This is a genomic window from Mycobacterium sp. (genome assembly GCF_035499775.1).
Taxonomy (GTDB): Bacteria; Actinomycetota; Actinomycetes; order Mycobacteriales; family Mycobacteriaceae; genus Mycobacterium.
Window position 1 is genome coordinate 1 of sequence record NZ_DATJYB010000143.1, and the last position, 12812, is coordinate 12812.

Here is a 12812-nt window from a genome sequence, read left to right on the forward strand (position 1 = left end):
GTGGTGGCAGGTACAGGATTCGAACCTGTGAAGCTTTCGCGACGGATTTACAGTCCGCTCCCATTGGCCGCTCGGGCAACCTGCCGCCTAGCAGGTTACAACGAGCGGGTAGACAGAGCACAAACGGATATCCCGGAGGAAGGGGCGGATCGCATGGCGGATTCATCGTTCGACGTCGTCAGCAAGATCGACCGCCAGGAGGTCGACAACGCACTCAACCAGGCCGCTAAGGAGCTGGCGACGCGCTTTGACTTCCGCGGCACCGAAACCAAGATCGCGTGGAAGGGCGACGACGCCATCGAGCTCACGTCGTCCACCGAAGAGCGTGTCAAGGCCGCCGTCGACGTCTTCAAGGAGAAGCTGATTCGCCGGGACATCTCGCTGAAGGCGTTCGACGCCGGCGAGCCGCAGGCCTCCGGCAAGACCTACAGGGTCACCGGGACCCTCAAGCAGGGCATCAGCAGCGAGAACGCGAAGAAGATCACCAAGCTCATCCGCGACGACGGACCCAAGACGGTCAAGACGCAGATCCAGGGCGACGAGGTCCGCGTGACCAGCAAAAAGCGCGACGACCTGCAGGCCGTCATCGCGATGCTGAAGAAGGCCGACCTGGACGTCGCGCTGCAGTTCGTGAACTACCGCTAGGGGTCGCGACCCGCGTCGAGCGTGCGGCTGGACGCACGTTCGGCGCCCAGCGTGCGGCTGGCCGCACGCTCGATGTGGCCCGACCAACCGGTGGGTGCCTACCCTGGGGAGAATCCCAAAAATCAAGCGAGGTTCGTCGATGACCGTGACCAACCAAGAAGCCGCCGAGCACAATCCGGCCGAAACCGACTATCTCGACGTCGTGATCGTCGGCGCGGGCATCTCAGGCATCGGCGCGGCCTACCGGATCACCGAGCGCAACCCGCACCTGAGCTACGCCATTCTGGAGCGGCGCGGTCGGATCGGCGGCACCTGGGACCTGTTCCGGTACCCCGGCGTGCGCTCCGACAGCAGCATCTTCACGCTGTCCTTCCCGTACGAGCCCTGGTCCGGTAGGGAGAGCGTCGCCGACGGCGACCACATCCGCGAGTACCTCGTCGACACCGCACGCAAGTACGGCATCGACCGCCACATCCGGTTCGACAACTACGTCCGCTCGGCGGACTGGGACTCGGCCACCGACACCTGGACGGTGACCGTCGAGGAAAACGGCACCCCCAAGCGCTACCGCACCCGGTTCCTGTTCTTCGGCAGCGGCTACTACAACTACGACGAGGGCTACACCCCTGACTTCCCCGGCCTCGAGCGGTTCGGCGGCACCGTCGTACATCCACAGCACTGGCCGCAGGACCTGGACTACACCGGCAAGAACATCGTGGTGATCGGCAGCGGGGCCACCGCGATCACGCTGATCCCGTCGCTGACAGACCGGGCCGAAAAGGTGACCATGCTGCAGCGCTCGCCGACCTACATCTTGTCGGCGTCCAAGTTCAGCAGGTTGACTCCTGTCCTTCGCAAAGTGGTGCCGCGGAGGGTATCCCACTTGGCCATGCGGTTGTACTACGCACTGACCGAGGCAGTGATCTGGATCTTGTCCCGCAAGACACCGGGGTTCGTGAAGTGGCAGCTGCGCCGGGTGGCAGTCAACAATCTGCCCGACGGCTACGACGTCGACACACACTTCAAACCGCGGTACAACCCGTGGGACCAGCGGATGTGCCTGGTTCCCGACGCCGACCTGTACGCCGCGATCGCCGAAGGCCGCGCGGCAATGGTCACCGACCGCATCGACCATTTCGACGCCACCGGTATCGCGCTCGAGTCCGGCGAACACCTCGAGGCCGACATCATCGTCACCGCCACCGGACTGCAACTGCAGGCGCTCGGCGGCGTCACGATCAGCCTGGACGGCACGCAGGTCAATCCCTGCGACCGCTTCGTCTACAAGGCGCACATGCTCGACGACGTGCCCAACCTGTTCTGGTGCGTGGGCTACACCAACGCATCCTGGACACTGCGCGCCGACATCACCGCCCGGGCCACGGCAAAGCTGCTGGCGCACATGGCGTCTCACGGCTACACCCACGCCTATCCACACCTCGGCGACGATTCCATGATGGAAAAGCCGTCCTGGGACATTCAGGCCAACTACGTGAAACGGTCGCTGCACGCGCTGCCCAAGTCGGGCACCAAACGGCCGTGGAACGTGCGACAGAACTACTTCGCCGACGCCATCGACTACCGGTTCGATCGCATCGAGGAGGCAATGGTATTCGGCCGCGTTCGCGACCGGGCGCATGCAGCGGGGTAAGCCGGATTCCCTGTCAAGCGGATTCGCCGACGAGAACCTTGTGCCCGCAGTTCGGGCAAAACCGCTCCGCGGGATGGTGTTCCGCCCCGCAGTTCGCACAGAAATGCGGTTCGGTGGCCGCCTGTGGCACCGCCTGCAACCGGACGCGTTCGACGGTGGCTTTCGCCGCTGAGGACTCCTTGTCGCCAACCGCCCCCATCGCATCGGCGACGGTCGCCCCGGGGGAGGAAGGCTGCATCCTCAGCACCAACAAGGTGAAACCCGCAGCGACGGCAATAACGAGAATGATGCCGCCCGCGAGGTACCAAATCAGTCCGGTGCGGCCGAAAGTGCTTGCATCGCCGTATTGTTGCCGCAGGTTGACCGCGCTTGTCCGCAGATCGGCCAGCCCTGGATAGTCGGGTGACATCGCCAACGTCCGGTCGAACTCGACGATCGCGTCGCTGTAGTGGCCGGAGTAATACTGGCGCAGCCCCTTGCGGTAGGACACGTCGGCGGGTCCGAGCGTCGCCTTGATGCCCTTGGCTGCCAGCAGCACGGCCAGGCCATCCGCGGGTGCGATGAAGTTGAACGCCTGCGGTTCGCCGGTGGGGCCGAAGCTGTTCACGCCGATCACTTTGCCGTCGAGCGCGATGGTGGGGCCGCCGCTCATGCCGTCTGAGACCGGGGCGTCGATTTCATACTCGGGAACAGACTTCCTGGTCGACTTCTTGCTGACCGTGCCGCTCTTGTTCGTCGGGTCCAGCGTCGGATCGGTGACCAGTCCGGTGGACTGCGGGAACCCGACCGCGAGAATCGGTGTCCCGATGGCGACTTCGGCGTCGGTGGCGAGTAGCGACGACGGCATATTGTGCTTTTCCACTTTCAGCAGGGCCACGTCGCCCTTATCGGTGGGCCGGAAATCCACGACAGTCGCGAGCATCTTGGCGGCTAGCTTCGTTCCGGTGCCGTACATCACCATCAGGTTGACTGCCGGGCTGTGGTCGGGAGTGTCGCCTTCCACCCGTGCGTTCTGCTTGAGCCACGCCAATGCAGCCGCGGGGTCGCGGGACTCCGGCGCGTCCGGAAACTGAGCCCGATATTCGGGTGCCGCGGTATTGAGTAGCTGCTCCTTTGCGCTCGCGGGATCGGCGCAGTGACCCGCCGTCGCCACCCAACCGTCGGGATGGACGACGAAACCGGTGCAGCTCCAGACGGCAGAGAACGGAAGGTTCAAGCCCTCACCGAATTGGGACAGGATCTGACCGCCGGGCAATCGAACTTGGCCGGATGCCTGGGCCACCACGAACATCACGGCCGGCCGGATGGTGGCCGCCGCCTCCTGCGCAGGGTTGGCGCCCGGGCGACCGCCGTCAGCCAACGCGGTGCCCGGCGACGCGGTCAACAACGTCAGAGTGACCGACGCGACCATCAAAAACGCCTGGCGAAACCCCGATAGGGACGTCTTCCCCCGCGGGCTCGCTCGTCGGACCATGATTTCCTCTCTTGCACACAGCACCTTCAACCTTCCGGCAACATGGCGGGCTGGTGTAGGGACAGAAGTCCCATATTCGGAGGTAACTTGGTTGCGATGTCAGCGGCTATCGCCCGCGGTTTGTGAACACCTTCCTAAACCGCGAGCATCGGCAATACGCTGATCTACATGGCAGCTGAGAAGCGCGAACCCAAAGTCGTTGTCCTTGGTGGTGGTTCCTGGGGAACCACGGTGGCGTCGATCTGCGCCCGCCGCGGACCGACGCTGCAGTGGGTGCGCTCCCAGGCGACGGCCAAGGACATCAACGAAAACCACCGCAACTCCCGGTACCTCGGCAATGACGTCATCCTGAGCGACACCCTGCGCGCCACCACCGACTTCGCCGAGGCCGCCAATTGCGCCGACGTCGTGGTGATGGGCGTGCCCTCGCACGGATTCCGCGGCGTGCTCACCGAGCTGAGCAAGGAACTGCGGCCCTGGGTGCCGGTGGTCTCACTGGTCAAGGGGCTCGAGCAGGGCACCAACATGCGGATGTCGCAGATCATCGAGGAGGTGCTGCCCGGACATCCGGCGGGCATCCTGGCCGGGCCGAACATCGCCCGCGAGGTGGCCGAGGGCTACGCCGCCGCGGCGGTGCTGGCGATGCCCGACCAGCATCTGTCCACCCGGTTGTCGACGCTGTTCCGCACCCGGCGCTTCCGCGTGTACACCACCGACGACGTCGTCGGGGTCGAGATGGCCGGGGCGCTCAAGAACGTCTTCGCCATCTCGGTCGGGATGGGTTACTCGATGGGCATCGGCGAGAACACGCGCGCACTGATCATCGCCCGCGCACTGCGCGAGATGACGAAGCTGGGCGTAGCGACCGGCGGTAAGTCAGAGACGTTCCCCGGACTGGCCGGCCTGGGCGACCTCATCGTCACCTGCACCAGCCAGCGCAGCCGCAACCGCCACGTCGGCGAGCAACTCGGCGCGGGCAAGCCGATCGACGAGATCATCGCATCGATGAACCAGGTCGCCGAGGGCGTCAAAGCCGCCAGCGTGATCATGGAATTCGCCGACGAGTTCGGGCTGAACATGCCGATCGCCCGCGAGGTGGACGCGGTGATCAACCACGGCTCGACCGTCGAGCAAGCCTACGAGGGGTTGATCGCCGAAGTCCCCGGCCACGAGGTGCACGGCCCTGGGTTCTAAGGCTGTGTGCCGCCTGGCTGAACGCAAGAATTCCGCAAGCGGCGGCGAGCATCCTGTTTGTGGCGGCCAAAAAACAGCAGAAAACACAACAGGAATACCACCGACTCCCTGAAACGCGTTGCGCGCGTTTGGCGATGGCGAATAGTCGTGAATGGGCGGCGGCTTGGTAGCCGTCCCGGCTCCGTTCGCCGGAAAGAAACCCGAAATGAGAATCACAACATCAATGGCGGTGGCCGGACTGGTAGCCGGCGCGCTGCTGACGGCCAGTCCCGCGCAGGCCGAGGTCACCGCGCAACCGGCGTCAAGCCACTTCTATCCGCTGCGGCCGACCCTCAGCCTGAGCCCGCAATCCGACGCCGAGGAGATACGGAGCGAGATCGGCGACCTGGACGCATCCTGGAACAACCTCTCCCCGCAGGAGCGAAATCAGCGGCTAAAGCACATACAGGATCTCCTGACCAATCTGGATTTCTCGACGCGCAATATGCCCAAAGATCAAAAGGCGGGGGTCGATCTGATCCTGTTGCCATCACTCGCCAACCTGGCGAGCCTGACCGCGAAGGCCCAGGGCCCTGGTCAGCCGTGCTACTTCCCGGCCTGCTTGCCCGGGCTGTAGTCGGGGGCTGCTAACCGCGCGCCATCGCCTCCAGGCGGCGGATGCGGTCCTCGATCGGCGGGTGGGTCGCGAACATCGATCCCAGACGCTCGCCCGCGCGGAACGGGTTGGCGATCATCAGGTGCGCCTGGCTGGCCAGCTGCGGCTCGGGCGGCAACGGGGCCAGCTGCACGCCGCCGGAGATCTTGCGCAGCGCCGACGCCAATGCAAGCGGATCGCCCGTCAGCACCGCGCCCGACTCGTCGGCCTGGTACTCCCGGGATCGTGACACCGCCAGCCGTACTATCGTCGCCGCAATCGGGCCCAGCAACGAAATCAACAGCAGCGCAAAGGGACTGGCCTCCTCCTCGCGGTCGCTGCCCATGAAGCCGAGGAACACGGCCATGTTGGCCAGCGCGGTGATCACCCCGGCCAGCGCTCCGGCCACACACGAGATGAGGATGTCGCGGTTGTAGACGTGCGACAACTCGTGGCCCAGCACGGCGCGCAACTCATGCTCGTCGAGAATCTGCAGGATGCCTGTGGTGCAGCACACCGCGGCGTTGCGCGGGTTGCGGCCGGTGGCGAACGCGTTTGGCGCATTCGTGTCGCTGATGTACAACCTCGGCATCGGCTGGCGCGCTGTGGTGGCCAGCTCGCGCACGATGCGGTACATGACCGGTTGCTGCAGCTCGGAGACCGGCTGCGCGTGCATCGCCCGCAACGCCAGCTTGTCGCTGTTGAAGTAGACGTAGACGTTCATGCCGACGGCGAACAGCACCGCCAGCCACATCATCGTCGGGCCGAACAACCGGCCGACGAACACGATCATCGCGGACATACCGGCCAACAGGACGAAGGTCTTCAGCCCGTTGGCATGGCGATGCCAGGTCATCGGTGTGTCCTCCTACGAACACCTGGGGTTTTTCGCATTACAGCTAGTCCAACGCCCGGGATGACCGTTGAGGTTCCGCAATCCGCGGCTGCCTAGCCGTGTCGGCTGACCGTGTACTCCACCAGCGCCTCCAGCGCATGCCGGCCGGGGACGTCGGGCAACAAGGCCAGCTCATGGCGCGCTCGGGCCGCATACTCGGCCAGCACGTCTTTGGCCTTGGCCATCCCTGGCGACGCCCGCAGCAGCGTCAGCGCCTCGAGCACCTCGGCGTCGTCGTCGACCGGGCCGGCCAGCAGCGAGCGCAGCCGCTCGCCGTCGGGGCCCGTTTCGGCCAGCGCATACAGCATCGGCAGCGTGTGCACGCCTTCCCGCACGTCGGTGCCGGGCACCTTGCCCGATGCGTCGGAGTCGCTGTCGATGTCGATGATGTCGTCGGAAATCTGGAACGCCGTGCCCACGAAGCCGCCGAGCCGGCTCAGCCGCTCGACCTGCTCGTCGTCGGCACCGGAGAACATGCCGCCGAACTTGCCGGCCGCGGCGATCAGGCAGGCCGTCTTCTCGTAGACCACCTTCAGGTAGTGATCGACCGAATCCACCCCGTCCGCCACGCCGCGGGTCTCCCGCATCTGCCCCGTCACCAGCTGGGCGAAGGTGTCGGCGACGATCCGCACCGCCTCCGGTCCCAGCTGCGACACCAGCCGCGACGACGTCGCCAACAGGTAGTCGCCGGCCAGGATGGCGACGTTGTTGCCCCAGCGCACGTTGGCCGTCGGTGCACCCCGGCGAACTTCCGCCTCGTCCATCACGTCGTCGTGATACAGCGTCGCCAGGTGGATCATCTCGACGACCGCCCCGGCGAGCGTCACCTCCCCGGCGTCCGGATTGGGCCCGGTCTGCGCGGACAGCACGGTGAACAACGGCCGGAACCGTTTGCCGCCGGCCTTAAACAGGTGCAGCAACGAATCGACCATCACCTCGTCGGCGCTGCGCAGCTCGGTGTCCATGAGCTGCTCGATCCGGGCCACCCCGTCACGCACGGAAGCGGCGAATACGGCGTCGCCGAAGTCAACGCCCGCCACCACCGTCGCCGGAGTCTTCACCCGACCAACATACTGGTGAGCGTGCAAACGAGTGCCGACGTGGTGGTCGTGGGCGCCGGCCCGGCCGGGTCGGCGGCCGCCGCCTGGGCTGCCCGGGCCGGCCGCGACGTGCTGGTCATCGATTCGGCCAGCTTTCCCCGCGACAAGGCCTGCGGCGACGGGCTGACACCGCGCGCGGTCGCCGAGCTGGAACGGCTGGGACTGGGCGACTGGCTGAACGGCCACATCCGGCATCGGGGCTTGCGGATGAGCGGATTCGGCGGCGAGGTCGAAATCGAGTGGCCCGGTCCGTCGTTCCCGTCGTACAGCAGCGCGGTGGCCCGCCTCGAGCTGGACGACCGGATCCGTAAAGTCGCCGAGGACTCCGGGGCTCGCATGCTACTCGGAACTAAAGCCGTTGCGGTACACCATGACTCGTCTCGGCGTGCGGTTTCGCTGACGTTGGCCGACGGCATCGAGGTGGGCTGCCGCCAGCTGATCGTCGCCGACGGCGCCCGATCGTCGCTGAGCCGCAAACTGGGCCGGCGCTGGCATCAGGAGACCGTGTACGGCGTCGCTGCTCGAGGGTATCTGGCCACCCCGCTCGCCGATGACCCGTGGCTGACGTCACATCTGGAGTTGCGCTCCCCCGATGGCGCCGTGCTGCCCGGCTACGGCTGGATCTTCCCGCTGGGCAACGGCGAGGTGAACATCGGCGTCGGAGCACTGTCGACGACCAAACGACCAGCCGACCTGTCGCTGCGGCCGCTGATCTCCTACTACACCGATCTGCGCCGCGACGAGTGGGGCTTCGAAGGCCCGCCGCGGGCGGTGTCGTCGGCGCTGCTGCCGATGGGCGGCGCGGTGTCCGGGGTGGCCGGGCCGAACTGGATGCTGATCGGCGACGCCGCGGCCTGCGTCAACCCGCTCAACGGCGAGGGCATCGACTACGGGCTGGAGACCGGACGGCTGGCCGCCGAGCTGCTGGACTCGCGCGACCTGTCGCGGGTCTGGCCGTCGCTGCTGACCGAGCACTACGCCCACGGTTTCTCGGTGGCGCGCCGGCTGGCGTTGCTGCTGACCTTCCAGCGGTTCCTGCCCGCGACCGGACCCATCGCGATGCGCTCCACCCGGCTGATGGCCATCGCCGTGCGGGTGATGGCCAACCTGGTCACCGACGACGACGTCGACTGGGTGGCCCGGGTGTGGCGCGGCGGCGGCCGGGCGTCACGACTGATCGACCGGCGTCCACCGTTCAGTTAAGTTGCGCGAGCAGACGAAAAAGCACCTGCAGCCCCGGCGTCGGGTGCTTTTGCGTCTGGTCGGCCATATCAGGCTGGTTGACATATATCAGGTGCGTTGATATATCTGGAGGCATGACTGTACCAACGGAATTCGAGTTTGAATCGGTCTATCGTGGCGAATCCACCCGACTCGGCGAGGGCATCCGACCGCCCTGGAGCCTCGGCGAACCACAGCCTGAGCTCGCCGCCCTGATCGAACAGGGCAAATTCCACGGCGACGTCCTTGACGCGGGCTGCGGCGAGGGCGCCATCTCGTTGGCGCTGGCCGAGCGTGGGCACACCACGGTTGGTCTGGATGCAGCGCCGACGGCCATCGAGCTGGCCAAGCGCGAGGCCGAGCGGCGGGGCGTGACCAACTCCAGCTTCGCGGTGGCCGACATCAGCGATTTCAGCACTTACCCGGACGGCTCGGCCGGCCGGTTCGGCACCATCGTGGACAGCACGTTGTTCCACTCGATGCCGGTCGAGTTGCGCGAGGGCTACCAGCAGTCGATCGTGCGTGCCGCGGCTCCGGGCGCGCGCTACTTCGTGCTCGTCTTCGACAAGGCCGACATTCCCGAGGGTCCGCCGTTCGCGGTCACCGAGGAAGAGCTGCGCGAGGCGGTCTCCAAGTACTGGGTCATCGATGAAATCCGGCCGGCCCGCATCTACGCCCAGGTCCCGCTTAATTCGCCCGGCTCACCCTTCACGCATGTTCGCGACGAGCCGGACGGCCGCAAGTCGGTCAGCGCCTGGCTGCTCTCGGCTCACCTGGGCTGATCTCTTAGGTGTATAGTCCAGCTAATGAAAGGCATGAGGCTGGCTACCATCGGCGCCTCGGCGGCCGCTGCGATCGCACTGGCCGCGCCGGCGCAGGCTGACGACTACGACGCCCCGTTCAACGCACAACTCCACACCTACGGCATCTACGGTCCGCAGGACTACAACGCCTGGCTGGCCAAGATCAGCTGCGAGCGGATGGACAGGGGCGTGGACACCGACGCCTACAAGTCGGCCACGTTCATTCAGCACAACCTGGCGCTGCACACCACCCAGGGCCAGGCGTTCCAATTCCTGGGCGCTGCGATCGACCACTACTGTCCCGCGCATGTGAACGCGCTGCAGAGCATCGGCCACAGCTAAGCCTCACCGCGGCGGTTTGTATCCGGCGTGCAGCGCCACGATGCCGCCGGTCAGATTGCGCCAGCGCACCGCCGACCACCCGGCCCGCGAAATCTGCTGCGCCAGCGCCGCCTGGTCGGGCCACGCCCTGATGGACTCCGCCAGGTAGACATACGCCTCGGGGTTGCTTGACACCGCTCGCGCCACCCGGGGCAGCGCCTGCATCAGATATTCCTTGTAGGCGACCGCGAACAGCCTATTGGTGGGTGTTGAGAACTCGCACACCACCAACCGGCCGCCGGGCCGGGTGACGCGAGCCATTTCACGCAGGGCGGCCGGGAAGTCGGCCACGTTGCGCAACCCGAAACTGATTGTGACCGCGTCGAATACGCCGTCGCCGAACGGCAGGCGGGTGGCGTCACCGGCGACCTTGGGTACCTTGCGCGCGTGGCCTGCGGCAAGCATCCCGACCGAGAAATCGGCGGCCACACACCACGCCCCGGACTTGTTCAGCTCCACCGTGGACACCGCGGTGCCGGCGGCCAGGTCCAGCACCTTTTCGCCGGGTCCGATCCGCAGCGCCGCCCGGGTCGCTTGCCGCCAGTACCGGTCCTGCCCCAGCGACAGCACGGTGTTGGTCAGGTCATAGCGCCCGGCGACGCCGTCGAACATCGACGCAACGTCCCGGGGGTCCTTGTCCAGCGCCGCGCGACTCACGATGCAGACGCTACCCGACGCCGCGAACGGGAATTCGGCGCCGACGGATGCGTTGCAACCAGGCGTGAACGAAAAAGTTTGGTTTATCACGGGTACCTCGCGCGGATTCGGGCGCGAATGGACGATCGCCGCGCTGGAACGCGGCGACAAGGTCGCCGCCACGGCGCGCAATACCGCCACGCTGGACGACCTGGTCGAGAAATACGGCGACGCGCTACTGCCTATCCAATTGGACGTCACCGACCGAGACGCGGACTTCGCGGCGGTCAAGCAAGCCCACGACCATTTCGGGCGCCTGGACGTCGTGGTGAACAACGCGGGTTACGCTGAATTCGGGTTCATCGAGGAGCTTTCCGAGAAGGCGGCCCGTGATCAGTTGGAGACCAACGTGTTTGGCGCGCTGTGGATCACCCAGGCCGCGTTGCCGTACCTACGCGAGCAGCGCAGCGGGCACATCATCCAGGTGTCCTCGATCGGTGGGATCACGGCGTTCCCCAACCTCGGCTTGTACCACGCGTCGAAGTGGGCGCTGGAGGGCTTCTCCCAGTCGCTGGCCCAGGAGGTCGCACCGTTCGGGGTGCACGTCACGCTGATCGAGCCGGGCGGCTTCGACACCGACTGGTCGGGTCCGTCGGCCAACCGCGCCGAACGGCTGCCGGCCTACCAGGAAGTGCACGCCGCCGTCGATGCCGAACGCGGCAAGCGCGCTGCCTACCAAGGTGATCCGAACGCGTCAGCGGCCGCACTACTCAAAGTGGTGGATGCCCAAGAGCCGCCGTTGCGGGTGTTCTTCGGAGTATTGCCGTTGCAGCTGGCCAAAGCCGACTACGAGAGCCGGCTGCGCAACTGGGAGCAGTGGCAGTCGGTCGCCGAGCTGGCGCAGGGATAGCCCGCGAAAGCGCTACTCCCCCTGCGCGTATCGCTTCAACGGCAGACGAGCCACCGCGGCCGGGGACATGACCGCTTCGTAATGGCCGAGCAGCTCGTCGCAGATGACCGGCCAGCTGCGGCCCAGCACGCTGCGCCGGGCGGCGGGTCCGTAGCGGTGCCGTTCGGCGACCAAGTGGTCTACCGCGGCAGGCAGCCGCGCCTCGAATTCGTTTACGGCCAACAACAATCCGGTGCGGCGCGGCGTGATGAGATCACGTGGGCCGCCGGCGTCGGGGGCGATCACCGGCAGCCCCGACGCCAGCGCTTCCTGCACGACTTGACAGAACGTCTCATGCTCACCGGTGTGCACCAAGACGTCCATGCTGGCGTACGCTGCGGCGAGTTCGTCGCCGTACAGCGCACCCGTGAAAACCGCTGTGGGCATTGCTGATTGCAGCTTATCGCGGTCGACGCCGTCGCCGACGATGACGAGTTGCACCGCGTCGTGAGCGGCCAGCACGGCCAGCCGCTCGGCATGCTTCTCCGGCGCGAGCCGGCCCACGAAGCCAACGATCGGCTTGCCCTGCGGCGACCAGCGCCGTCTGAGCGCCTCGTCCCGCGCCGACGGCGCATAGCGAAGCAGGTCGACCCCACGCGCCCATTTATGAACTCGTGGAATCCTATGCGCGATAAGGGATTCCATTGTGACGCTGGACGGGGCCAGGGTGCGGTCGGCCAGCGTGTGCAAGTGGCGGAACCACGCCCACGCCGCCCGCGCGGTCATCGGGATGCCATAGCTCGCCGCGAAACCCGGTACGTCGGTTTGGTAAACGGCCACGGTCGGCACTCCCAGCCGGCGAGCCGCGCGCACCCCGCCGTAGCCGAGCAGCGCCGGCGAGGCCAGGTGTACCACGTCGGGATCGAATCCGCGCAGCACACTGACCATTCGCGGGGTGGGTACCCCCAGCGGCAACGTGGTCACCTTCGGGAACATCCGGGCCGGTACGCGATGTACTCGGATGCCGTCGTGGATTCGCTCGGCGCGAGGTTCACCCGGCGGGTTGTCGGGCGCGATGACGAGAGCTTCGTCACCGGTTCGACGCAGATGCTCGAGTATTCGCAACACTGAGTTGCTGACGCCGTTGACATTCGGGAGGAAAGACTCCGCGACGATCGCAACGCGCACGCCACCACAGTGGCAGCGAGAGCTGTCGACAAGGTTGCCGACGTGCATACGGGACGCGAAAATCTGCTTTAGGGGCGCAGCGAACATATGGGATATGCACG

General features: G+C 66.3%; 13 protein-coding genes and 1 tRNA gene. 8 read left to right on the forward strand and 6 right to left on the reverse strand.

Going from position 1 to position 12812, the window contains the following annotated elements; translation table 11 throughout:
* Position 1: 1 nt before the first annotated feature.
* Positions 2 to 85, reverse strand: a tRNA-Tyr gene (locus VML93_RS09790).
* Positions 86 to 153: 68 nt separating this feature from the next.
* Between VML93_RS09790 and VML93_RS09795 the strand changes: the two genes are divergently transcribed.
* Positions 154 to 645, forward strand: coding sequence for a YajQ family cyclic di-GMP-binding protein (locus VML93_RS09795; RefSeq protein ID WP_325610120.1), 492 nt, complete (start codon positions 154 to 156; stop codon positions 643 to 645).
* Positions 646 to 784: 139 nt separating this feature from the next.
* Positions 785 to 2296, forward strand: coding sequence for an NAD(P)/FAD-dependent oxidoreductase (locus tag VML93_RS09800; protein ID WP_325610065.1), 1512 nt, complete (start codon positions 785 to 787; stop codon positions 2294 to 2296).
* Positions 2297 to 2309: 13 nt separating this feature from the next.
* On the opposite strand, the gene VML93_RS09805 is transcribed toward VML93_RS09800, so the two are convergent.
* A complete protein-coding gene (locus VML93_RS09805; protein ID WP_325610066.1) occupies positions 2310 to 3707 on the reverse strand; it encodes a trypsin-like peptidase domain-containing protein in 1398 nt (465 codons plus the stop codon).
* A gap of 231 nt (positions 3708 to 3938) precedes the next feature.
* Here VML93_RS09805 and VML93_RS09810 point away from each other — a divergent pair, with 231 nt between their 5' ends.
* Positions 3939 to 4964: an NAD(P)H-dependent glycerol-3-phosphate dehydrogenase gene (locus VML93_RS09810; RefSeq protein ID WP_325610068.1), complete on the forward strand. Its 1026-nt coding sequence runs from the start codon at positions 3939 to 3941 to the stop codon at positions 4962 to 4964.
* 205 nt (positions 4965 to 5169) lie between these two features.
* Positions 5170 to 5580 carry a hypothetical protein gene (locus VML93_RS09815; protein WP_325610070.1) on the forward strand — a complete coding sequence of 137 codons (411 nt, stop codon included), beginning with the start codon at positions 5170 to 5172 and terminating at the stop codon, positions 5578 to 5580.
* 10 nt (positions 5581 to 5590) lie between these two features.
* On the opposite strand, the gene htpX is transcribed toward VML93_RS09815, so the two are convergent.
* Both htpX and grcC1 read right to left on the reverse strand, forming a co-directional pair.
* On the reverse strand, positions 5591 to 6454 hold the full coding sequence (gene htpX, locus VML93_RS09820; protein ID WP_325610072.1) for a zinc metalloprotease HtpX: 864 nt from the start codon (positions 6452 to 6454) through the stop codon (positions 5591 to 5593).
* A 92-nt stretch (positions 6455 to 6546) separates the two neighbouring features.
* Positions 6547 to 7554: a nonaprenyl/(2E,6E)-farnesyl/geranylgeranyl diphosphat synthase gene (grcC1, locus tag VML93_RS09825; RefSeq protein ID WP_325610073.1), complete on the reverse strand. Its 1008-nt coding sequence runs from the start codon at positions 7552 to 7554 to the stop codon at positions 6547 to 6549.
* Positions 7555 to 7569: 15 nt separating this feature from the next.
* On the opposite strand from grcC1, the gene menJ reads away from it, so the two are divergent.
* The 3 genes from menJ to VML93_RS09840 all read left to right on the forward strand — a co-directional run bounded on the left by menJ (position 7570) and on the right by VML93_RS09840 (position 9959).
* Positions 7570 to 8796 (forward strand): menaquinone reductase, encoded by a 1227-nt coding sequence (gene menJ, locus VML93_RS09830; RefSeq protein WP_325610075.1) that lies wholly within the window; start codon positions 7570 to 7572, stop codon positions 8794 to 8796.
* Between the two features lie 113 nt (positions 8797 to 8909).
* On the forward strand, positions 8910 to 9596 hold the full coding sequence (locus tag VML93_RS09835; RefSeq protein WP_325610077.1) for a class I SAM-dependent methyltransferase: 687 nt from the start codon (positions 8910 to 8912) through the stop codon (positions 9594 to 9596).
* Positions 9597 to 9620: 24 nt separating this feature from the next.
* Complete coding sequence (locus VML93_RS09840) at positions 9621 to 9959, forward strand: DUF732 domain-containing protein (RefSeq protein WP_325610079.1); 339 nt, start codon at positions 9621 to 9623, stop codon at positions 9957 to 9959.
* A 3-nt stretch (positions 9960 to 9962) separates the two neighbouring features.
* Here the strand turns inward: VML93_RS09840 and VML93_RS09845 are convergent, their stop codons facing one another.
* Positions 9963 to 10655: a demethylmenaquinone methyltransferase gene (locus VML93_RS09845; RefSeq protein WP_325610081.1), complete on the reverse strand. Its 693-nt coding sequence runs from the start codon at positions 10653 to 10655 to the stop codon at positions 9963 to 9965.
* A 64-nt stretch (positions 10656 to 10719) separates the two neighbouring features.
* On the opposite strand from VML93_RS09845, the gene VML93_RS09850 reads away from it, so the two are divergent.
* Positions 10720 to 11544 carry an SDR family oxidoreductase gene (locus tag VML93_RS09850; RefSeq protein ID WP_325610083.1) on the forward strand — a complete coding sequence of 275 codons (825 nt, stop codon included), beginning with the start codon at positions 10720 to 10722 and terminating at the stop codon, positions 11542 to 11544.
* A 12-nt stretch (positions 11545 to 11556) separates the two neighbouring features.
* On the opposite strand, the gene VML93_RS09855 is transcribed toward VML93_RS09850, so the two are convergent.
* A complete protein-coding gene (locus VML93_RS09855; protein ID WP_325610085.1) occupies positions 11557 to 12711 on the reverse strand; it encodes a glycosyltransferase family 1 protein in 1155 nt (384 codons plus the stop codon).
* Positions 12712 to 12812 lie beyond the last annotated feature (101 nt).